This is a genomic window from Bradyrhizobium sp. SRL28 (assembly GCF_018596315.1).
GTDB lineage: Bacteria > Pseudomonadota > Alphaproteobacteria > Rhizobiales > Xanthobacteraceae > Bradyrhizobium.
Genome location: NZ_JAHEAG010000001.1, coordinates 155,756 through 175,162 on the forward strand (window position 1 = coordinate 155,756; position 19,407 = coordinate 175,162).

The following is a 19,407-nucleotide window of genomic DNA, read 5'->3' on the forward strand; positions in this document are numbered from 1 at the left end:
CCCGACAAAAAGAAAGCCCGCCAAAGCGGGCCTTCGAAAATGCAGTTGTCAGGCGGATCGCGTTCAGGCGGTCTTGGAGTAGACCTTGGCGAAGTTGTCCTGCGCGTTCTTGGCACCCTCGGTGACGAGCTTGCCGAGATATTCGGTCGTGGCCTTCGCCCGCGAGACGAACACTTCGCCACGCGCACGGGCCAGGTCCGACTGGATCTGGGCGGCTTCGCTCAGCGACTTGGCCGAAGCGAGCTTGTCGATGCCGGCGAAGAACGCTTCCGCGTCCTGATAGAACGCCTGCTGGATGTTGCGGCTGATCTTGGCAGCCTCGGAAACCGAACCGGCAACGGCGGTCTCGATGGCGGCGGTGACCTTCTCGGAGCCGGCATGCATGTCGGCGGCGCGAACCTTGGCGGTCTCGGCCTGCTTCTTCACGAACTCACGGGCAGCTTCCGGAACTTCCAGGTTCTGGAGCTTGGTGAACGCCTCGGTGACGGGCGCGAAGGCTTCCTTGACGGTGTTCAGCACGGAATTGGTTTCGGTGGTCATTGGGGGTCTCTCCATCCTCAGGTTTGAGCTATGGGCTCACCCCGTCCGGATTGGCCCGGGGCGAGATCGTTGTGCCATAGTTAATGGTGCGACGCAACATCAATGTTGCAGCGCGATATCACAAATCTGTGAATTGATGGATGGATGGGCGCCTTGCCCACTGAACCGGCAAAAGTTCCACTTTAGTCTAATGCCGGAGCCGCCCCTCTAGTTTGCATGGGGTTGTTTTGCGAGTTTTTGTCCGGGCGGTGTCCGGCCGGTCAGTGCTGGACCGCCCCCGGCAGCCCATAGGCTTCCATCTGTGCCCGCACCTGCGCCACATTATGCCCGAGCACGACGATGTCGTGCTTCTTGCCATCGACGTCCCGGACGTGGTCCCGCAGCAGGGCCTCGGCCTTGAAGCCGAGGCTTTCGAACAGGGCGATCGCCGCCTGCTGGTCGACCGTCATCTGCACCGACAGCTTTTCCAGCCCGGCCCCCAAGGCCAGCGCGAAGGTCTCCTGGGACAGCGCCCGGCCGACGCCCTGCCCGCGGACATCCTGCGACACCACCATCCGGATCTCGCCGACATGGGGCGACCAGGAATGCGGATCGCGCACCAGCGTGCCGCAGCCGACCACCGCCCCGCCCTTGATCGCCACCAGGCTCACGATCGCACCGCGCTCGATCTCGTTGATCCAGGCCGACAGCACCTTTGGCTGGCTGATGTTGCGCGGCAGGAACAGCAGGTCATGCGTCGGGAGCTTTTGCGCAAAAGCCAGCACCGCGGCCTCGTCGCTGCGCGCCATCAGGCGAAATTCGATGTCGCCGGCGTCGGTCTTGACGTGGCGCGGATAGGAACGTGTCTCGCTCATGTTGATCTCTTACCTAGCCAGGAGTCCAGTTTCGGCCATAGCCGTTTGATCGCGTTGGCACCGGCGACGAGGCTGACGTGACCGCCCTTGAGCATCACCTCTTCCTTGTCCGTTGAGCCGACCTTGGCGATCAGATGTTTTGCCGCGTCATACGGCACGATGTGATCGTGCTCGGCGACCGCATGCAGGATCGGCACTTTGATCCTGGAAATATCGGCCGCGCGTCCGCCGACGGTCATGGTGTCGTTGAACAGCTTGTTGTCCCACATCAGGTCCTTGGTAATAGTGCGAAAGTACTCGCCGGCCAGCGGCAAGGTGTCCGTGCCCCAGCGATCCATCATCCGGTAGGCCTTGACGTATTCGTCGTTCCAGATGTTCTCCCACAATTGCACCTGGCTGACCGCGCGCGACGCCGGCCGCAGCATCTCGAATGAGGACAGGATCATTTCCGGTGGCACGTTGCCGACGCTGTCGACGAGGCGATCGACATCGAAATAGCGCCGGTCGGAGAAATTCGAAAACAGCTTCATCTCGCGGAAATCGATCGGCGTGGTGAAGCAGATCAGGTTCTTCATCGGCCCGTCGTTGAAGATCGAGCCGTACAACAGCGACAGCACGCCGCCGAAGCAGTAGCCGATCACGTTGACGTCTTGCTCGCCGGAATCCTGCTGCACGCGACGGACGCAATCCGGGATGAAGTCGAGGACGTAGTCCTCCATCCCGAGGCTTTTTTCTTCCGGCTTCGGCGCGGTCCAGTCCAGCATGTAAACGTCGTAGCCGCGCTTCAGGAGAAACTCGATAAAGCTCTGGCCCGGCACCATGTCGAGGATGTAGCCGCGGTTGGTGGTCGCCATCACAATCAGGATCGGAATGCGGTAGATTTCATCCGCGATCGGCCGGTAGTGATAGAGGTTCATGGTGCCGCGGACGGCGAGAATGTCCTTTGGCGTCGAGCCGAGCGCTGGGCCCGATGAAGCAATGTATTCGACGCCCTTGATACTGCGCTGGATCGCGCGCTGCACTTCGGACTGGACCCGCTCCGAGATGGAGGCGAGATCGAGGCCTGCGGGAGCGTTCATTTTTGCCCTCCCTCCGGTGGCGGAGTTTTGGTGCGCGGCGGCCGCGGCGTGCCAAGACCGCTGTCCGGTGACAGCGAGTTATGATGCACCTGATGCAGCATCGCCTTGATCTCGTTGAGCTGGCCTTCGATCGACTGCAGCCGCTCGGCCATCCCAACCATCTGCGCCCGGCTCGGCAGATTCATCGCGAGCAGATATTTCTCCATCAGCTCGCCCAGCTGCTTCTGCGCGCCCGCCGATACGCCGCCGACCTGATTCATCACCTTGGAGAATTCAGGCGACGCCATCGCCTGGTTGGCGAAGGAGTTGAACCCCTTTTCCATCTCCCCGAGCATGGTCTGCCAGATCACGGCAGGATCGTTGCCTTTGTCGGCCATAGGCGCCCTCTCCCTCACGGTTACGAGCGCTTGTCACGCTTCGCTTGTATTTGGCCCCATACCACACCGTTGCGGCGGGCCGGTCAACCGCCGCAAAGCCTTCTGCGGTGCAGGAAACCGTGCCATAGTTACTCAAAGCTCAGGTCACCCAAGGGAAGACAAAACGCGATGCTCGCTCATCAGCCGCCACAGATCGCTCGCGCCAATGGCATCGACATCTGCTACGAAATCTTCGGCGATCCGGCCGCGGAACCGCTGCTCTTGATCATGGGGCTCGGCGCCCAGATGATCCATTGGGACGACGATTTCTGCCGCCAGCTTGCCGCGTGCGGTTTTCGCGTGATCCGCTTCGACAACCGCGACATCGGCAAATCCTCGCATCTTTCCGGCGGCAAGCGCCTGACCCCGTTCGAGCTGCTCAAGCTCCGGTTCCTGAAAATTCCGGTCGCAGCCCCCTACCGGCTGATCGACATGGCCAAGGACACGGTCGGCCTGATGGACGTGCTCGGCATCAAGTCGGCGCATCTGGTCGGCGCCTCGATGGGCGGCATGATCGCCCAGGAAATCGCGCTATCGTTCCCGCAGCGGGTGCGTTCGCTGACCTCGATCATGTCGACCACGGGCAATCCCAAAATACCGTCGCCGACTCGTGAAGCCGCCGCCGTGCTGATGGCGCCGCCGCCCGCCACCAAGGAAGAGTATTTCGCACGCTTCGCCAAAACCTGGAAAGTGCTGCGCGTCGGCTCGTTCCCGGAAGACGAAGCGCTGGATCCGGCGCGTGCGGCCCGCACCTATGAGCGCGGCCTCAATCCGGCCGGCGTCGGCCGGCAGTTGCGCGCCGTGCTGGCCTCCGGCAGCCGCAAGGAGCGCCTGGCTCAAGTGAAGGTGCCGACGCTCGTCATTCACGGCACGGTCGATCCGCTGGTGCGCCCCGAAGGCGGCAAGGACACCGCGGCGTCGATCCCCGGCGCAAAGCTGCTGATGATCGAAGGCATGGGCCATGCCTTGCCGATCCCGATGTGGCCGCAAATCATCGAGGCGATTGACAAGCATGCGCATGGAGCTGCGGCGAAGGCGGCGTGAGCTCTCTCGTCGTTCCTGCGAATGCAGGAACCCATAACCACAGGGCGTCGTGAGTTAAGCGAGGCGTCAACCACCGCCTTTCATCAGCCGGGCCGCGGCGTATGGGTCCCTGCTTTCGCAGGGACGACGGCGAGAATTAATTTCAACGACTCAATTCTTCGTAGCAATCCAGATGACGTGGCGCGCGCCGCCGCCCCGTCCTGTCGCGCGCACGGCAACTTCGTTGACCTCAAAACCTGCACCGCGAAGGCGCTTTGCGAACGCTGGATTGGGGCCCGAAGACCAGACGGCCAACACAGCGCCCGGCCGCAGCGCCACGTGCGCCGCTTTCAGTCCGGTTGCACTGTAGAGCGCGTCGTTGCCCTTGCGAGTCAGCCCTTCCGGTCCATTGTCGACATCAAGCAGAATGGCGTCGAATTTCGACCGGTGAGCGCGGATGATTTCGGTAACATCGGCTTCCCGGATACTCACGCGAGAATCACTCAGGCTGTCGCCAAAAATTTCCGCCATCGGGCCGCGTGCCCAGGCGACGACCGCCGGTACCAGTTCGGCCACCACGATCTGCGCCTTGCTGCCGAGTACAGCAAGCGCGGCACGCAATGTAAAACCCATGCCGAGGCCGCCGATGAGCAAATGAGGTTCTGCAACCTTTTCGATCTTCTTCGCCGCAAGCGTCGCAAGTGCGGCTTCCGACCCCGAAAGGCGGCTGTTCATCAGCTCGTTAGTGCCGAGCATGATGGAGAACTCCTTGCCGCGGCGCATGAGCCGGAGTTCATCGTCGGTGCCGGGAATGCGGGCGGTGTCGAGTTTTTCCCAGGGAATCATGCGGAGCTTTTAGCATGATTGCGCGATGTCGCCGCTAACGAAGGGCCGTAGGGTGGGCAAAGCGAAGCGTGCCCACCATGGACGCCAACGATTTCGGAGAGACGGTGGGCACGCTGCGCTTTGCCCACCTACGAAGAAAACCTATCCGCCCGCCCACACATCGAGCACATACCGGTTCTTGGTTCCGAGATCGTCGATCCAGCGCAGGCCGGCCTCGGCGTCGGCGCCGGACTTTTCGCGATAGATCGCAACCAGCGCGGCCTTGACGTCGGGTTCCATCTTGCCGCCGTCGCCGCAAACGTAAACGATCGCGCCCTGCTCGATCAGGCTCCAGATGCGGTCCTTCTGTGCGGCGACTAGATGCTGCACATAGGTCTTCGGCCCGTCGGCGCGCGAGAACGCGGTGTGCAGCTCGGCAATGCCGTCGGCGGCAAAGGCCTTCAATTCATCGGCATAGAGAAAATCCTGATCGGGATGACGGCAGCCGAAGAACAGCATCGCCGGGCCCAACTTGGCACCCTGCGCCTTGCGGTGCGCGCGCTCCTGCAGGAAGCCGCGGAACGGCGCCAGCCCCGTGCCGGGGCCGATCATGATGACGGGTTGGGTCGGATCATCGGGTAAGCGGAAGCCGGCCTTGGTCTCGCGCACGGTGGCATGCACGCTGTCGCCGACGCGGCGGCCGGAAAGATAGTTCGAGCACACGCCCTTGTAGACGCCACGGCCCGAACTGGCGGGCGCCTCGACGACGCCGACGGTGACGCTGCAGCGCGCCGGATCGCCTGATGGCGACGACGAGATCGAATAATAGCGCGGCGCCAGCAGCGACAGCATTTCCAGATAGGCGTGGAACGGCAGTTCGCAGGCCGGATGTTCCTCCATCAGATCGAATACGGATTTGCGCTTGTCCAGAACGTCCGAGCGGTAACGCTCCGTGGAAGCAGCGTCGTCGCCGACATAGGCCAGCAGCTTCGGCTTGGTGACGGGACAGCGCGTGTGTTCCGACATGATCTGGATGTGCTTGCGGGTCGCGATCTGCTGCAGCTCCACGAACTCGGTCAGCAATCGCCCGACCGATACGGCATCGCCCACCGGCAATTGCGCGCGGCGGCCTTCGGCGACCTGCAGGCGGATCTGGTCGGCCGGCAGGAAGCCGAAGCGGCGGGCCACGGAATCCACCAGCGCCGGATCGTTGCGCGGGACGACGCTGAGATGGTCGCCGACGCGATAGGTGATGCCGGGCGGCAACTGCACCTCGATATGCCGGGTCGAGCGGTCGGAAGGATTGGCGCCGCTTTTGTTCTGCAATTCCGAATTGACCGACACTTTCATCGGCGCAACGCCGCCCTGCGCAACGAGTGCGTTGACGGCAGAGGGCGCCACCGGCTCGATCGAATAGAGCGGCGCGTCGTCGGCGCTGCGGGCGAAGCTGGAATCGACGCCCAGTTCCTTCATCGCCGCGGGTGCAGCCGTCGCAAACCATTTTTCGAACTGGCCGTCGAGATCGCTGCGGGCATCACCCTCGCCGCGGGCATAGAGGCTGCGCGCGCCATGCGCCGCCAACTGCTCGTCGATCATGCGCGGCACGGATTGATAGGTCGCCGCCCAGTCGCTGTTACCGCAGCCGAACACGGCGTAACGCACCTTGGCGAGCGCATCCTTCGGCTGGCCGCCGTCCAGCCATCTGACGAACTGCGTGGCGTTATCAGGGGCGGCGCCGTTGTAGGAAGCGCAGAAGATCAGCAGCCCGCCCTCCTCCGGCAGCTTGCCGACATAATCGTCAAGCGCGCCGAGTTTGGTCGCAAAGCCGTTGACCTCGGCGAGGTCAGCCACCCGCGTCGCCAGCTCTTCCGCCGTGCCAAGGTTGGAACCGTAGAGCACCAATAGCGGCGTGTTGTGCCCCGGACGGGTCCGCGCCTGCGGTGCCGCCGCGTTCGAGGCGGCCACGGCCACCGCTGCCCGGCCGGCGAAGGCGCCGCGATCCTTGTCGGCGCGCGGCCGCACCTTGATCTTGAAGCCGTCGGGCTTGATCGTCAGCGTTTCCTTCAGGTGCATCTGGTAGCGATTGACATCGATCAGCTTGAAGCGCTGCAGGATCATGCCGATCGCGAGCGCCGCCTCGTGCATCGCAAAGCCACGGCCGATGCAGGCGCGCTGGCCGTTACCGAACGGCTTCCAGGCGTTGACCGGGCGCTTGGCCTCGGCCTCGCGGCTGAAATTCTCGGGATCGAAGGCATCCGGGTTCGCCCCCCAGACGCTGGGGTCGCGGTGCAGCGCCATCACGAGCACCGTGACGAAGGTATTCTTCTTCAGCTTGTACTTGCCACCAATCGTCTCGTCCTGAAGCGGCGCGATGCCATAGGCCGGCGCCGGCGGCCACAGCCGCAGCGCCTCTTTCAATATCTGCGTGATGTAAGTGAGCTGCGTGACCTGCTGATAGGTCGGCTTTGCGTTGATATCGGGCCCGAGCACCCGGTCGACTTCTTCGTAGGCCTTCTTCAACACCTCGGGATGCTTCAGCAGCGCATAGATCGTGCACGACAGGAGCCCGCTGGTAGTCTCGTGGCCCGCGATCAGGAATGTATTGATCTGATAACGGATGTTGACGTCGTCGAGTTGCTCGCCGGTGGCACGATCGACGCCGGTCATCATGGCGCCGAGCATGTCCTTCTTGCCCTCGGCGGCCTCTGCATTGCCGCGGCGCTCGGCGATGATCTCGTCGACCATCTTGTTCATGAAGGCGACATCCAGCGCGAGGTCGCGGCGGCGCTTCTGCAGCCACAGGCCTTCCAGCGGAATGCCGCGTGTCATCATGATGGTCTCGAGCGAGCGCACCAGCGATTCGACGAACGGGTGATAGTCGCGGCGATAGAACGAGTTGAAACGGTAGTCGAAGCCGCAGAGGCCGATGGTGTCGAGCGTCAGCGCGGTCATGTCGTGGACAACGTCGATCTCCTCGTCGCCGTTCAGCCGCTCCCATTTCTTCACGAGCTGCTCGGCGATATCGACCATGCTCGGATGATAGGACGTCATCGCGCGGTTGCCGAACGGCTGCAGCAGGATGTTGTGCGCCTTGCTCCAGTTCGGCTCATTGGTGTCGGCGGTGAACAGACCGTCGCCGCCGACGGCGCGGACACGGCGCAGCGAGCCGCGCACCGCCTTGTCGAAGCGCTTTTCGTCGGAGAGCTCGTCGATGAGATCGTGGCCGGAAACGATGACGAGTGGCGCGCCCATCATGTCCAGCCAGAAAATCGGCCCCAGCTCCTTGGTCAACCGCACCAGATGCTGCACCGGCGCGTTGGGATCCAGCGACAGCATGTTGCCGACAACGGGCTTTTTCGGCGGATGCGGTATCGGGTTTAGTTTGTTAGTCGACGCCATTGTCGAAGTATCTCCTGCCTGCCTCAACCGTCATTGCGAGAAATCTCTTGCTTTGTCATTCCGGGATGGTCCGAAGGACCAGACCCGGAATCTCAAGATTCCGGGTTCGATGCTTCGCATCGCCCCGGAATGACCGCATAAGTCGCTGCGCTCCTCGCAATGACGGCTTGCTGTCCTGTGTGCCCTAACCAAACCGCTTCTTACGCCATTCGATCAGCTTGGCGCTGACCTCGTCCGGCTTTTCCTGCTGCGTCCAATGACCGCTGTCCCGCACGAGATATTTCTCCAGATCGGGAACGAGCTTCTCCATGCCGTCGGCAGCCGATGGCGGCAGCACCGCATCGTTCTCGGCCATGATCATCAGCGACGGCACGCGGACGGTATGGTCGAGGCCTTTCGAGCGTTGCCAGTTGCGCGAAAAATTGCGGTACCAGTTGATGCCGCCGGTGAAACCGGTTTTGGTGAAGGTATCCACGAACACCTTCTTTTCCTCCGCCGAAAGGATCGGCGTGCGTGGATCGTGCTTAGCATCGTAATTCGCGATCATCTGCGGAAACGCCAGATTGAGCCGCGCCGACGCGCCGACGCCGGCAATCGGCTGTTCCTCCGGCGTACCTTCGGGGCGCGCCACCGGCTTGCGCATGAAAGCATCAAAGGTCTGCTCGACGCGGCTTGCGAAAATCCTGTCAGGCTCGCGGCCAGGGTCCTGGAATTGCACAATGTACATCTTGTCGCCGAAGCGCTGACGAAACAGCTCGATCGGATCGGCTGGGGCGCGATCCCAGTGCGGCGTGTTGACCCCGACGACGCCGGCGACGCGGTCGAGATGGCGCAACGGCATCTGCCAGACAATAAAACCGCCCCAGTCGTGGCCGACGAAGATTGCCTTGTCGATCTTGAGATGGTCGAGCAGTCCGACGAGGTCGCCGGTCAGATGCTCCATGTCGTAGTCCTCGACCGGCTCGGGTCGGTCGGTCGCGCCATAGCCGCGCTGATCCGGCGCGATGACCCGGATGCCGGCCTCGCTCAAGGCCTTGATCTGGTGACGCCATGAAAACGCGATCTCCGGCCAGCCATGGCACAGGATGACCGGAGGCTTGTCGGAGCTAGGCCCCGCCTCGTAATAGCCCATGCGAATACCGTTCACCTGGGCGAACTGCAGCGGCGGCATTTCAATCATCACCAGCCCCTATTCAGCAGCGCTGGTCATGCTGGGCGGCGGCGCGAACGCCGTCTCCAGCGCTTCAAATTCGCGAGGGAGCATGTCGCACATAAGCTGGACATGCGGAATGATGTTGGCGCCCGCGATGAAGCCAAAATCGAGCTGGTCGCGGTAGCTCTGCACGGTGATGTTGAGCGCGATCCCGTGAGTCGAGATCGACACCGGGAAGATGTGCAGCAATTCCGCACCCGCGGCGTACAGCGTCTGCCGCGGCCCCGGCACGTTTGATACCGTGATGTTGGCGGACGGCGGCAACACGTTCGACAGGTCCGAGCGGCTGTAGAGCAGCGCCATGATCTGCACCAGGATCGGCGCGCCGAGCATCGAGACGTTCGAGACCTGCGGCATGAAGGCCCGCAACGGATGCGACATCTCCTTGGATTTGGTGGATTGCGCGATGATCGCCTCCAGCCGCTCCTTGGGATCCTCGATATTGGTGGCGATCGAGCAGATCATGCCGAACACCTGGTTGTTGGCCTCGGTGTTGCCCTCCTCTCGCAGCGAGATCGGCACCGCTGCCGTCATCGACTTCGCGGGCAAGGCGCCCCGTTCCAGCAGATAACGCCGGACCACACCCGACGAGAGCGCCAGCACCACGTCGTTGAGCTTGCCGCCGGATGCCTTGGCGACCGCCTTGGCGCGCGACAGTGAAATCGAGGTGCCTGCGAAACTACGCTCCGACGAAATCGCCTTGTTCAAAATCGTCGGCGGCGAAACCATGCCGGCGATGCTGTCGCGCGACTTCGGATCGGAGATCTTGCCGACCACGTCGGAGACGCTCTTGAGCATCGAGGGAATGCTGCCGGCGAATTTCACCGCGCTCTCGATCTGGAACATGGCGTTGTCGAACAGGATCGATCCGAGATCGCTCTTGCCCGAGCGCGGCAGGTCGAGGGTCTTCGGCGTCGACGAGCCATCGAAGGGCTGGCGCCAGAGCTGCTGGTAGGAATCGATCAGGTTGGCGGCGATGTCGCGCGGCTCGTTGCCGCCCTTGGCCTGCGGAACGGGCTTCTCGACCACGCGCGGCACCGGGGTGACGTCATAGATCATGTTGGTCAGCGCCGCGCCTGCGCCGCCGTCGATGCAGGCATGGTGCATCTTGGAATAGAGCCCGATCTCATTGTCCTTCATGCCCTCGAAGACATAGAACTCCCAGAGTGGCCGGGCGCGATTCAGGAGTTTCGCGTGCATCCAGCCGACGATGCGCTCCAGCGTGGCGCGGTCATACGGCGCCGGAAGGCTGCCGCGGAAAATGTGTCGGTCGATGTCGAACTGGTCGTCCTCGACCCAGGACGGATGATCGATATCGAGCGGGGCCTTTTCCAGACGGGCTTTGAGGATCGGCGCGATGTGCAGCCGTGAGGCGATCATCGCCTTGAAGTCCTCGAAGAAGTTGCCGTTATAGTTCTCCGGCAGGCGGAAGATCGCCATGCTCCCGACATGCATCGGCATCTCGGGCGTTTCCAGATACAGAAACGACGCGTCCATCGAAGACAGTTTCTTGGCGTCCGCCATATTTTCCTCCCGCAGTAGAAAACGCGGCGCCTTGTCGGCGCTTCTGGCGTCTAGAATGTCTTTGTTATTGGAGCATATCCGAAAACCTCTCACCATCCCGCATCAATTGCGGGGCGGGATCTTTCGGGATTATGCCCTAAGCACAGGGCGTTGGCTCAGGATTGTGCATTTTCCGGGGGGCCGTAGGCAATGGCAAATGGTCCTGATCGGTCAAAATGCTTAAATTCCCCCTCGGCCTGCGCCAGACGGTCCGCCACCGCCCACAATGCTGCGGGGTTGACGCCGAGCCCGATATGGCTGGCAAGGTGCACCTCGATATTTTCGGCGGTTTCGGAGGGACGCAACAGGCTGGTGTGCCAGTTCACGATGCCGTCGGTACGGGAATAGATCGAGGTCGCCGGCACCGGCAGGTCGCCGGCGATCGCCTGTCGGATTTCCGGATTGTCGTCGACGGTCTCCCCCGTCAGCGCCTCATAGAGCCGCGTGGCGTTGGTCGCGCGGATGTCGTTGGCAAACGGACTGCCGAGCGTAATCACCGAGCGCACCATGTCCGGCATCTGCAGGGCGAGATCGCGCGCATAGACGCCGCCGAGACTCCAGCCGACCAGGCTGACCTTGCGGCCGGTCGATTCATGGGTGCGCCGCAGGAGCTCGCGCAACGCGCCGCGCCTGGAAGCGATGCCGCCGAAATTGCGGCCCATGTTCCACGCGTAGGTATCGTAGCCGAGTTCTTTCAGGTAGCGCCGCATCGGCGCCATCGAGAGATCGCTGGCGAGAAAGCCCGGCAACGCCAGCACCGGATGCCCGTCGCCCTTCGGCGCGCGCATCAATAGCGGCGATAGCAGCAGGCTCGAGTTCAGCTCGAACAAGGCCCTCGTTTCGGCCAGCATCAGGAACAGGCTCGGCGGCCGGAGCCTTTGCTCGTCCGTCACTGCCGCGCCCTCCGCGTTCGCCACTTACTTCTTGCCGCCAAGGCCAGCCATGGTCACGAACATGTCCTGGAACCGTTCGGCGAGCTTCGGATCGAACGTGAACCAGCTCTGGATCAGCGATTCCGGAGAAACCTTTTCGATATTGGCCATCACCTGCTGCTGCATCTTGTCCATCACGGCGGTCTGCATCGGCGAGACGTCAGGCAATCCAAAAAACTGCCTGGCCTCCAGCGGCGTGCAATCTATTTCGACGTTAACTTTCATGACCGCTCCTCTTGCTGGCTTCTTGCAGTATCGCCACGATAGCCCTGATCGCGCAAGGACACGAGCCGGGCACCGGCCCTCTCAATTCCCGATATGGTCAACCAAAGCGCTCGACGGCAAAGGGCCTGGCGTCGGCAAACGGGGTCTCGCCGGTCATCATTTCGGCCAGCAGGCGGCCGGTTGCGGGTCCGAGCGTCAGGCCGTGGTGCTGGTGGCCGAAATTGAACCATAGCCCGCTATGGCGAGGAGCCTTGCCGATAACCGGCAACATATCGGGCAGACAGGGGCGCGCGCCCTTCCACGGCGCGGCGTCGACCGGCGCCCCCAGTGGGAACAACTTGTGCGCCCGTGGCAGCGCCCGCTCGACCTGGACCGGCGTCGGCGGCGCATCGCGGTGGGCGAACTCGGCACCGGTGGTCAGACGAATGCCCCGGTTCATGGGCGCCAGCAGATAGCCGAGGTCGGTGTCCAGCACGGGATGGTGCAGCACCGCATTGCCGCTCGGCTTGAGATGCAAATGATAGCCGCGCTTGACCTGCAGGGGGATTGAATAGCCGAGCGGCGCGAAGATCTGATCGGACCACGGTCCCATCGCCACCACAACCTCGCGTGCCGTGATCGTGCCTTCCAGCGTCGCCACCCGCCACCTTCCGGAGGATTGTTCGAGCGTTCGTGCGTCACCGACCAGGTATCGCCCGCCCTTGCGGCCGAACAGCGCCGAATAGGCTTTGGCCAGGCCGCCGGGATCCGGCACGAAGCCCGGTGCCGGAAAATGGATTGCGCCGCTGAAATCGCCGGTCAGATGCGGCTCGCGCGCAATAATCGCCGGAGCGTCGAGAACCTCGCCCTCGACGTCATATTGCCGGGCGCGCTCCAGATCCTGCACCGCGCTCGCAAGCGTCGCCTCGGAGCGAAACAGCTTGATCCAGCCGGTCCGCCGCAACAGCTCCGGCACGTTGGCTTCCGCGATCAACGCCTCATGCTCGATCAGGCTGCGCTGGATCAACGGCAATTCGGCCATCGCACTGTGCAGTGCACGCTGCGGCGACGAGGCGAGGAAATAGCGTACCAGCCACGGCAGGAAGTCCGGCAAGTCCTTGAAATGGTAACGCACCTGGGGCGCGCGAAGGAACGCGTAGCGCAGGATCTGGCCCAAATCCCGCGGAAACATATACGGAAAGACCGAGGCGCATTCGATCAGTCCGCCATTGCCATGACTGGTTTCCTCGCCGGCAACCTCATGCCGGTCGATCAGAACCACGTTCCTGCCGCGCTTCTGCAGGTGCAAGGCGGCGCTCACGCCGACCATGCCCGCACCCAGGACGAGAACGTCGGCCTTCAGTTCCGCCATCCGGCACTCCGAAAGTTTAATGTAACGTGCTTGCGCGCACGGCTTATGGTGAAGCTAGTCAATACCGCACCGCCGCGCAAACTGGCACGCGGTGCGGGATAATGATGCTTGCGCGGCGGCTGGACTTTGGCAACATGGCTCGGCAATATCCGCCGTTAGGCGCAGAAATTGCTGATCAAAGTGGGGAAATCGAACAAATGTCGGTACGTCAGAATTTGTTTGCAGCGGCTACGGCTACGATCCTTGCCTTAACGACGGCCTTGGCAATGGTGCCGGCATCGGCCCAGACCCTGCGCTACGCCAACCAGGGCGATCTCAAATCGCTCGACCCGTACACGCTGAACGAGAGCACCACCCACGCCCATCTCGGCCATGTCTTCGAAGGCTTGGTGGCCCGCGACAGGGACCTGAAGATCATCCCGGCATTGGCGGAAAGCTGGGAGACGCCGGAGCCGACCCGCTGGCGGTTCCATTTGCGCAAGGGCGTGAAGTTCCAGAACGGCGATCCCTTCACCGCCGACGACGTTGTTTTCTCGGCCGATCGCGTTCGCAAAAAAGGCTCGAACCTGCAGACGCGCATTCCCACCGACGCCAAGGTCGTCAAGGTCGACGATTACACGGTGGACTTCGTCCTGACCTCGCCAAATCCCATTCTCAATTCGCAATGGGATACCTGGTACATCATGAGCAAGAAATGGGCCGAGGCGAACAATTCCATCGACCCGACGCCCGCAGCGGCTACGACACCGAGCTTTGCCTCGCTCAACGCCAACGGCACCGGCGCCTTCTCGATCGAAAGCCATCAGCCCGGCGTCAAGACCGTGTTCAAGGCCAACCCGAACTGGTGGCGCAAGCCCGAACATAACCTGAAAGAAATCATCTTCACGCCGATCGGCTCGGACGCCACGCGCGTGGCCGCCCTGCTCTCGGGCGAAGTCGATGTCATCGAGCCGGTTCCGATCCAGGATATTTCGCGGGTGGATTCCACCCCGACCGCCCAGGTGCTGAAGGGACCGGAGCTTCGCACGATTTTCCTCGGCATGGATCAGGTGCGCGACGAACTGCTCTATTCCAACGTCAAGGGCAAGAACCCGTTCAAGGACGTCAAGGTGCGTGAGGCCTTCTTCAAGGCCGTCGACATCGAACTGATCAAGACCCGCGTCATGCGCGGCCTGTCGACGCCCTCGCCGCTGATGATCGCGCCGCAACTGTTCAAGCTCTCCGGTGACTTCACGCGGCCGAAACTCGATCCCGACGGCGCCAAGAAGCTTCTGACCGAAGCCGGTTATCCCGATGGCTTCGAAGTCACGATGGACTGCCCGAACGACCGCTACGTCAACGACGCCGCGATCTGTCAGGCGGTCGTCGGCATGCTGGCCCGCATTGGCGTCAAGGTGACGCTGCTGGCCCAGCCCAAGGCGCAATATTTCGCCAAGGTGCTGAAGCCCGGCGGCTACCAGACCTCATTCTACCTGCTCGGCTGGACTCCCGGCACGCTCGACTCCCACAACGTCCTGTTCGACATCATGGGATGCCGTGACGATCCGAAGTCCAGCCGCGGCGAGGGCAATCTCGGTGGCTACTGCAACAAGAAGCTCGACGAGCTTACCGACAAGGTGCTGCAGGAGTCCGACATGAGCAAGCGCGACCTCCTGATCAAGCAAGCATACGAAATCGGCGCCAAGGACTTTGGATATATCCCGCTGCACCAGCAGGCGCTGGCTTGGGGCGTGTCGAAAAAAGTCAAGCTGAGCCAGCGCGCCGACAATCAGGTCCTGCTGTACTGGGCGACCAAACAGGACTAGTCAGGCGTCAAACAGGTCCCGGCGGGCTTAGCGGCTTCCGGGACTTTTCCTTTCGAGGCGACAGCGACGTACGCCGCCGCATCTACAGCATGATCCGGAAAAGTGGGTACCGGTTTTCCGAAAAGATCATGCTCAAACAAGAAGATGACCGACGAGCATGATTCAACTCAGTTGAAGCATGCTCTAGAGAGCAGTGAAAGGAATCCATGCTCGCTTTCACTCTTCGCCGCGCTATCCAGGCCATCGGCGTCATGATCGCGGTCGGCGTCATCGCGTTCTCGATGTTCCGCTTCGCCGGCGACCCTGTTAACCAGATCGTCTCCTTGGATACGCCGGCCGCTGAACGCGAGGCGGTGCGCAAGTCTCTCGGCCTCGACGATCCCGTGCCGGTGCAGTTCGCCCGCTACTTCGCCAATGCCGCGCAGTTCAAGTTCGGCGTCTCCTACCAATTCCGCCAGCCGGTTTCGAACCTGTTGATGGAGCGGATGCCGGCGACGCTGGAGCTCGCCGCCTGCGCGACCGTCTTCGCCATGGTGTTCGGCATCCTGATGGGGGTCTATTCGGCGCTGCGACGCGACACGTTCTTGACCAAGATATTCCAGGCGGTGTCGCTGATCGGAATTTCGTTGCCGACGTTCCTGATCGGCATTCTCCTGATCTATCTGTTCTCGGTGACGCTGGGCTGGCTGCCTTCATTCGGCCGCGGCGACGTGGTCCGGATCGGATGGTGGACCACCGGTCTGCTCACGCTTTCCGGCCTCAAGGCGCTGATCATGCCCTCGATCACGCTGGGCTTATTCCAGATGACCCTGATCATGCGGCTGGTGCGCGCTGAAATGCTCGAAGTGCTCCGCACCGACTACATCCGCTTCGCCCGCGCCCGCGGCCTGACCACACGCGCCATCCATTTCGGCCATGCGCTGAAGAACACGCTGGTTCCGGTCATCACTGTGGCAGGACTGCAATTTGGCTCGGTAATTGCATTTGCCATCATCACCGAAACCGTCTTCCAGTGGCCGGGTATGGGATTGTTGTTCGTGCAGGCGGTGCAAAATGTCGATATCCCGATCATGGCGGCCTACCTGCTGATGGTGTCGCTGATTTTCGTCACCATCAATCTGGTGGTCGATATCCTCTACACCATCGTCGATCCGCGCCTGCGCTCGACCATCAGCCGTCCGGCCTAAACGAGACGCCCAATGTCCGACGCCGTCGTCCCACACCGAGTAGAGCCCAGCGCGCCGCGAGCGCGCTCCGGCACAGGCTGGTTGAAGCGCGCGCTCGACAGCGACATCTTCTATTCGTTCCGCCGCTCCCGAATGACCATGGTAGCGGCGGCCGTGACGCTCCTGTTCTTCCTGCTGGCGGTCTTTGCTTCCCAGCTCGCGGTGCAGAACCCGTTCGATCCGGCGCAACTGCAATTGATGAATTCGCGGATCTCGCCGCTGTGGACCGCCGACGGCCAGAGCCCGTTCCTGCTCGGCACCGACGAACAGGGCCGTGATGTGTTTTCCGCCATTCTTTACGGCTTGCGGATTTCGCTCGTGGTCGGCGTGCTCGGCGTTATCTTTGCCGCCGCGCTCGGCATCACGCTTGGCCTGATCGCGGGCTATGTCGGCGGCGCGGTCGACGGGCTGATCATGCGTATCGCCGACGTGCAGCTCACCTTCCCCGCGATCCTGATCGCGCTATTGGTCAATGGCGTTGCCAAATCCGTGTTCGGTAACCGGCTGGACGCCATGAGTACGCTGGCGGTGCTGGTGGTCGCGATCGGCTTGAGTTTCTGGGTGCAGTATGCCCGCACCGTGCGCGGCTCGGTCATGGTCGAGAAGAACAAGGACTATGTCGCGGCCGCGCAGCTGATCGGCCTCCCCGCACCCAAGATCATCTTCCGGCACGTGCTGCCGAACACGATGGGACCGATCCTCGTGATCGCAACCATCAACCTCGCGCTCGCCGTCATCACCGAGGCGACGCTGTCGTTCCTGGGCGCCGGCATGCCCGACACCATGCCCTCGCTCGGCACCCTGATCCGGATCGGCAACAACTACCTGTTCGCCGGCGAATGGTGGATCGTGGCCTTCCCCGGCATTGCGCTGGCGGGGCTGATCCTCGCCATCAACCTGCTCGGCGACTGGCTGCGCGACGCGCTCAATCCAAAGCTCCGATGACAGTTCCCGTCCTCTCCGTGCGTAATCTCGAGGTGGAATTCCTCACCCGCCGCAGCACGCTGCACGCGATCAACGGCGTCTCCTTCGACATCGCCAAGGGCGAAGTGCTCGGCGTGGTCGGCGAGTCCGGCGCCGGCAAATCAGTCACGGGACTAGCCGTCATCGGGCTGATCGATCCGCCCGGCCGCATCGCCGGCGGCGAGATCTATCTGTCGGGAACGCGGATCGATCACCTGCCGCCGGAAGAAATCCGCCGCATCCGGGGCAAACGAATCGGGATGATCTTCCAGGATCCGCTGACCAGCCTCAATCCGCTCTACCGGATCGGTGACCAGATCGTCGAGACGATCCGGACCCACCTGAATCTGTCCGAGACGGCAGCGCGCAAGCGCGCCATCGATCTCCTGGCCGAGGTCGGAATCCCCGCCCCCGAGAAACGCATCGACGCCTATCCGCACGAATTCTCCGGCGGCATGCGCCAGCGCGTCGTGATCGCGCTCGCGATCTGCGCCGAGCCGGAGCTGATCATCGCGGATGAACCAACCACTGCGCTCGACGTCTCCGTGCAGGCCCAGATCATTTCGCTGATCAAGCGCCTCGGGCGCGATCACGGCACCGCCGTCATGCTGGTCACCCACGACATGGGCGTGATCGCCGAAACCTCCGACCGGGTCGCCGTGATGTATTCGGGCCGGATCGCCGAGATCGGCCCGGTGCAGGACGTCGTGCAGAACCCCCTCCACCCCTACGCCAAGGGACTGATGGGCGCGATTCCGACGCTGGCCGGCGAAGACAAGCGGCTGGTGCAGATTCCCGGCTCGATGCCGCGGCTGTCGGCAATCCCGCCGGGCTGCTCGTTCAATCCGCGCTGTGCCTTTGCGTTCGACCGTTGCCGCGTCGAACGGCCAGAACCGCTCAAGCAAGGCTCGCACGCGGTGGCCTGCCATCTCTACGACACCGCGCCAAACGAAACCGCGAAGGAGACCGCGGCATGACGGCCTCCTTTGTCGATGTGAGAAATCTGCGCCGCGTGTTCGACGTCTCAAAACCGTGGCTCAACCGTGTGCTGGAAGGCGGCCATCTGGAATTCCTGAAGGCCGTCGACGGCGTGACCTTCGATATCAGGAAGGGCGAAACCTTCGCGCTCGTCGGCGAGTCCGGTTCGGGCAAGACCACCGTGGCGCGGATGGTGGTGGGATTGCTGCCGCCAAGCTCGGGCGAAGTGATCATCGATGGCGTATCGATGACGAATGCGAGGCAGGCCCAGGCGCGGCAGCGGCTGCGCCGCCGCATCCAGATGATCTTCCAGGACCCTTACGCGAGCCTCAATCCGCGTTTTCGGGTCGATGCCATCGTCTCCGAGCCGATCCGCGCCTTCGACCTGATCCAGGGCGAGCGCGATATCCGCGCGCGCGTCGGCGAATTGTTGAGCGTCGTCGGCCTGCACCCCGACGACGGCCTGAAATATCCGCATGAATTCTCCGGCGGCCAGCGCCAGCGTATCGCGATCGCGCGCGCGCTGGCATCTGAAGCCGAATTCATCGTCTGCGACGAGCCAACCTCGGCGCTGGACGTTTCCGTGCAGGCGCAGATCCTCAATTTGATGCGCGACCTGCAGGACAAGTTTGGGCTGACCTACCTCCTGATCAGCCATAACCTGGCCGTGGTCCGCCACATGGCGACCAGGATCGGCGTGATGTATCTTGGCCGCATCGTCGAGATTGCCGAGGGTCGCGAGCTGTTCGCCAATCCGCGGATGCCCTACACCAAGATGCTGCTGGGCGCCGTTCCCGATCTCGCGATGTCCGGCCGCCAGCGAATTCCAGTCAAGGGCGAAATCCCCAATCCGATCCATCCGCCGCCCGGCTGCGCCTTCAACCCGCGCTGCCCGCTGGCGTTCGATCTCTGCCGGAAGGAAGCGCCCGTCCTGATCGACGGCGTCGCCTGCCATGCCGTCAACCATCCGGTTGAGACCACAGTCTTGGTATGATCACGGAGATGGGTGCAATGC

General features: G+C 62.7%; 17 protein-coding genes. 6 read left to right on the plus strand and 11 right to left on the minus strand.

Features of this window, described 5'->3' with window-relative positions:
- Nucleotides 1-63: 63 nt before the first annotated feature.
- From KIP88_RS00640 to KIP88_RS00655, 4 genes are all read right to left on the minus strand, one after another.
- Nucleotides 64-540, minus strand: coding sequence for a phasin (locus tag KIP88_RS00640; protein ID WP_214485893.1), 477 nt, complete (start codon nt 538-540; stop codon nt 64-66).
- A 260-nt stretch (nt 541-800) separates the two neighbouring features.
- Complete coding sequence (locus KIP88_RS00645; protein ID WP_214485894.1) at nt 801-1,394, minus strand: GNAT family N-acetyltransferase; 594 nt, start codon at nt 1,392-1,394, stop codon at nt 801-803.
- On the minus strand, nt 1,391-2,473 hold the full coding sequence (locus tag KIP88_RS00650) for an alpha/beta fold hydrolase (RefSeq protein WP_214485895.1): 1,083 nt from the start codon (nt 2,471-2,473) through the stop codon (nt 1,391-1,393). Before KIP88_RS00650 ends, KIP88_RS00645 begins: the two co-directional genes overlap by 4 nt.
- Entirely contained in the window at nt 2,470-2,850 is a 381-nt protein-coding gene (locus KIP88_RS00655) for a hypothetical protein (RefSeq protein WP_214485896.1), read from the minus strand. The genes KIP88_RS00650 and KIP88_RS00655 overlap by 4 nt, the downstream gene beginning before the upstream one ends.
- A gap of 168 nt (nt 2,851-3,018) precedes the next feature.
- Between KIP88_RS00655 and KIP88_RS00660 the strand changes: the two genes are divergently transcribed.
- Complete coding sequence (locus tag KIP88_RS00660) at nt 3,019-3,933, plus strand: alpha/beta fold hydrolase (protein WP_214485897.1); 915 nt, start codon at nt 3,019-3,021, stop codon at nt 3,931-3,933.
- Nucleotides 3,934-4,083: 150 nt separating this feature from the next.
- Here KIP88_RS00660 and KIP88_RS00665 read toward each other — a convergent pair whose 3' ends face one another.
- The 7 genes from KIP88_RS00665 to KIP88_RS00695 all read right to left on the minus strand — a co-directional run bounded on the left by KIP88_RS00665 (nt 4,084) and on the right by KIP88_RS00695 (nt 13,420).
- Complete coding sequence (locus KIP88_RS00665) at nt 4,084-4,758, minus strand: spermidine synthase (RefSeq protein ID WP_214485898.1); 675 nt, start codon at nt 4,756-4,758, stop codon at nt 4,084-4,086.
- A gap of 141 nt (nt 4,759-4,899) precedes the next feature.
- Nucleotides 4,900-8,136, minus strand: coding sequence for a bifunctional cytochrome P450/NADPH--P450 reductase (locus tag KIP88_RS00670; protein WP_214485899.1), 3,237 nt, complete (start codon nt 8,134-8,136; stop codon nt 4,900-4,902).
- A 184-nt stretch (nt 8,137-8,320) separates the two neighbouring features.
- Entirely contained in the window at nt 8,321-9,316 is a 996-nt protein-coding gene (locus KIP88_RS00675; RefSeq protein WP_214485900.1) for an alpha/beta fold hydrolase, read from the minus strand.
- 9 nt (nt 9,317-9,325) lie between these two features.
- The gene (locus KIP88_RS00680) at nt 9,326-10,873 is read right to left on the minus strand and encodes a wax ester/triacylglycerol synthase family O-acyltransferase (RefSeq protein WP_214485901.1); all 1,548 of its coding nucleotides are present in this window, start codon (nt 10,871-10,873) and stop codon (nt 9,326-9,328) included.
- Between the two features lie 155 nt (nt 10,874-11,028).
- On the minus strand, nt 11,029-11,763 hold the full coding sequence (locus KIP88_RS00685) for a triacylglycerol lipase (protein WP_249790483.1): 735 nt from the start codon (nt 11,761-11,763) through the stop codon (nt 11,029-11,031).
- Nucleotides 11,764-11,829: 66 nt separating this feature from the next.
- Nucleotides 11,830-12,069, minus strand: coding sequence for a DUF6489 family protein (locus KIP88_RS00690; RefSeq protein ID WP_214485903.1), 240 nt, complete (start codon nt 12,067-12,069; stop codon nt 11,830-11,832).
- A gap of 97 nt (nt 12,070-12,166) precedes the next feature.
- Nucleotides 12,167-13,420, minus strand: a complete 1,254-nt coding sequence (locus KIP88_RS00695) for an FAD-binding oxidoreductase (RefSeq protein WP_214485904.1) — start codon at nt 13,418-13,420, stop codon at nt 12,167-12,169.
- Between the two features lie 197 nt (nt 13,421-13,617).
- On the opposite strand from KIP88_RS00695, the gene KIP88_RS00700 reads away from it, so the two are divergent.
- The 5 genes from KIP88_RS00700 to KIP88_RS00720 all read left to right on the plus strand — a co-directional run bounded on the left by KIP88_RS00700 (nt 13,618) and on the right by KIP88_RS00720 (nt 19,386).
- A complete protein-coding gene (locus KIP88_RS00700) occupies nt 13,618-15,225 on the plus strand; it encodes an ABC transporter substrate-binding protein (RefSeq protein WP_214485905.1) in 1,608 nt (535 codons plus the stop codon).
- Nucleotides 15,226-15,431: 206 nt separating this feature from the next.
- A complete protein-coding gene (locus KIP88_RS00705) occupies nt 15,432-16,412 on the plus strand; it encodes an ABC transporter permease (RefSeq protein ID WP_214485906.1) in 981 nt (326 codons plus the stop codon).
- 12 nt (nt 16,413-16,424) lie between these two features.
- Nucleotides 16,425-17,396 (plus strand): ABC transporter permease, encoded by a 972-nt coding sequence (locus tag KIP88_RS00710; protein ID WP_214485907.1) that lies wholly within the window; start codon nt 16,425-16,427, stop codon nt 17,394-17,396.
- A complete protein-coding gene (locus tag KIP88_RS00715; RefSeq protein WP_214485908.1) occupies nt 17,393-18,391 on the plus strand; it encodes an ABC transporter ATP-binding protein in 999 nt (332 codons plus the stop codon). Before KIP88_RS00710 ends, KIP88_RS00715 begins: the two co-directional genes overlap by 4 nt.
- Complete coding sequence (locus KIP88_RS00720) at nt 18,388-19,386, plus strand: ABC transporter ATP-binding protein (protein ID WP_214485909.1); 999 nt, start codon at nt 18,388-18,390, stop codon at nt 19,384-19,386. The genes KIP88_RS00715 and KIP88_RS00720 overlap by 4 nt, the downstream gene beginning before the upstream one ends.
- The last annotated feature ends 21 nt before the right edge of the window (nt 19,387-19,407 follow it).

Bases quoted from the DNA above. Each gene is read 5' to 3' on its own strand.
- KIP88_RS00665 (WP_214485898.1), bottom strand. From the start codon at position 4,758: ATGATTCCCTGGGAAAAACTCGACACCGCCCGCATTCCCGGCACCGAC.
- KIP88_RS00685 (WP_249790483.1), bottom strand. From the start codon at position 11,763: ATGCTGGCCGAAACGAGGGCCTTGTTCGAGCTGAACTCGAGCCTGCTG.
- KIP88_RS00660 (WP_214485897.1), top strand. From the start codon at position 3,019: ATGCTCGCTCATCAGCCGCCACAGATCGCTCGCGCCAATGGCATCGAC.
- KIP88_RS00655 (WP_214485896.1), bottom strand. From the start codon at position 2,850: ATGGCCGACAAAGGCAACGATCCTGCCGTGATCTGGCAGACCATGCTC.
- KIP88_RS00680 (WP_214485901.1), bottom strand. From the start codon at position 10,873: ATGGCGGACGCCAAGAAACTGTCTTCGATGGACGCGTCGTTTCTGTAT.
- KIP88_RS00645 (WP_214485894.1), bottom strand. From the start codon at position 1,394: ATGAGCGAGACACGTTCCTATCCGCGCCACGTCAAGACCGACGCCGGC.
- KIP88_RS00700 (WP_214485905.1), top strand. From the start codon at position 13,618: ATGTCGGTACGTCAGAATTTGTTTGCAGCGGCTACGGCTACGATCCTT.
- KIP88_RS00720 (WP_214485909.1), top strand. From the start codon at position 18,388: ATGACGGCCTCCTTTGTCGATGTGAGAAATCTGCGCCGCGTGTTCGAC.
- KIP88_RS00650 (WP_214485895.1), bottom strand. From the start codon at position 2,473: ATGAACGCTCCCGCAGGCCTCGATCTCGCCTCCATCTCGGAGCGGGTC.
- KIP88_RS00710 (WP_214485907.1), top strand. From the start codon at position 16,425: ATGTCCGACGCCGTCGTCCCACACCGAGTAGAGCCCAGCGCGCCGCGA.
- KIP88_RS00675 (WP_214485900.1), bottom strand. From the start codon at position 9,316: ATGATTGAAATGCCGCCGCTGCAGTTCGCCCAGGTGAACGGTATTCGC.
- KIP88_RS00715 (WP_214485908.1), top strand. From the start codon at position 17,393: ATGACAGTTCCCGTCCTCTCCGTGCGTAATCTCGAGGTGGAATTCCTC.
- KIP88_RS00690 (WP_214485903.1), bottom strand. From the start codon at position 12,069: ATGAAAGTTAACGTCGAAATAGATTGCACGCCGCTGGAGGCCAGGCAG.
- KIP88_RS00640 (WP_214485893.1), bottom strand. From the start codon at position 540: ATGACCACCGAAACCAATTCCGTGCTGAACACCGTCAAGGAAGCCTTC.
- KIP88_RS00695 (WP_214485904.1), bottom strand. From the start codon at position 13,420: ATGGCGGAACTGAAGGCCGACGTTCTCGTCCTGGGTGCGGGCATGGTC.
- KIP88_RS00670 (WP_214485899.1), bottom strand. From the start codon at position 8,136: ATGGCGTCGACTAACAAACTAAACCCGATACCGCATCCGCCGAAAAAG.
- KIP88_RS00705 (WP_214485906.1), top strand. From the start codon at position 15,432: ATGCTCGCTTTCACTCTTCGCCGCGCTATCCAGGCCATCGGCGTCATG.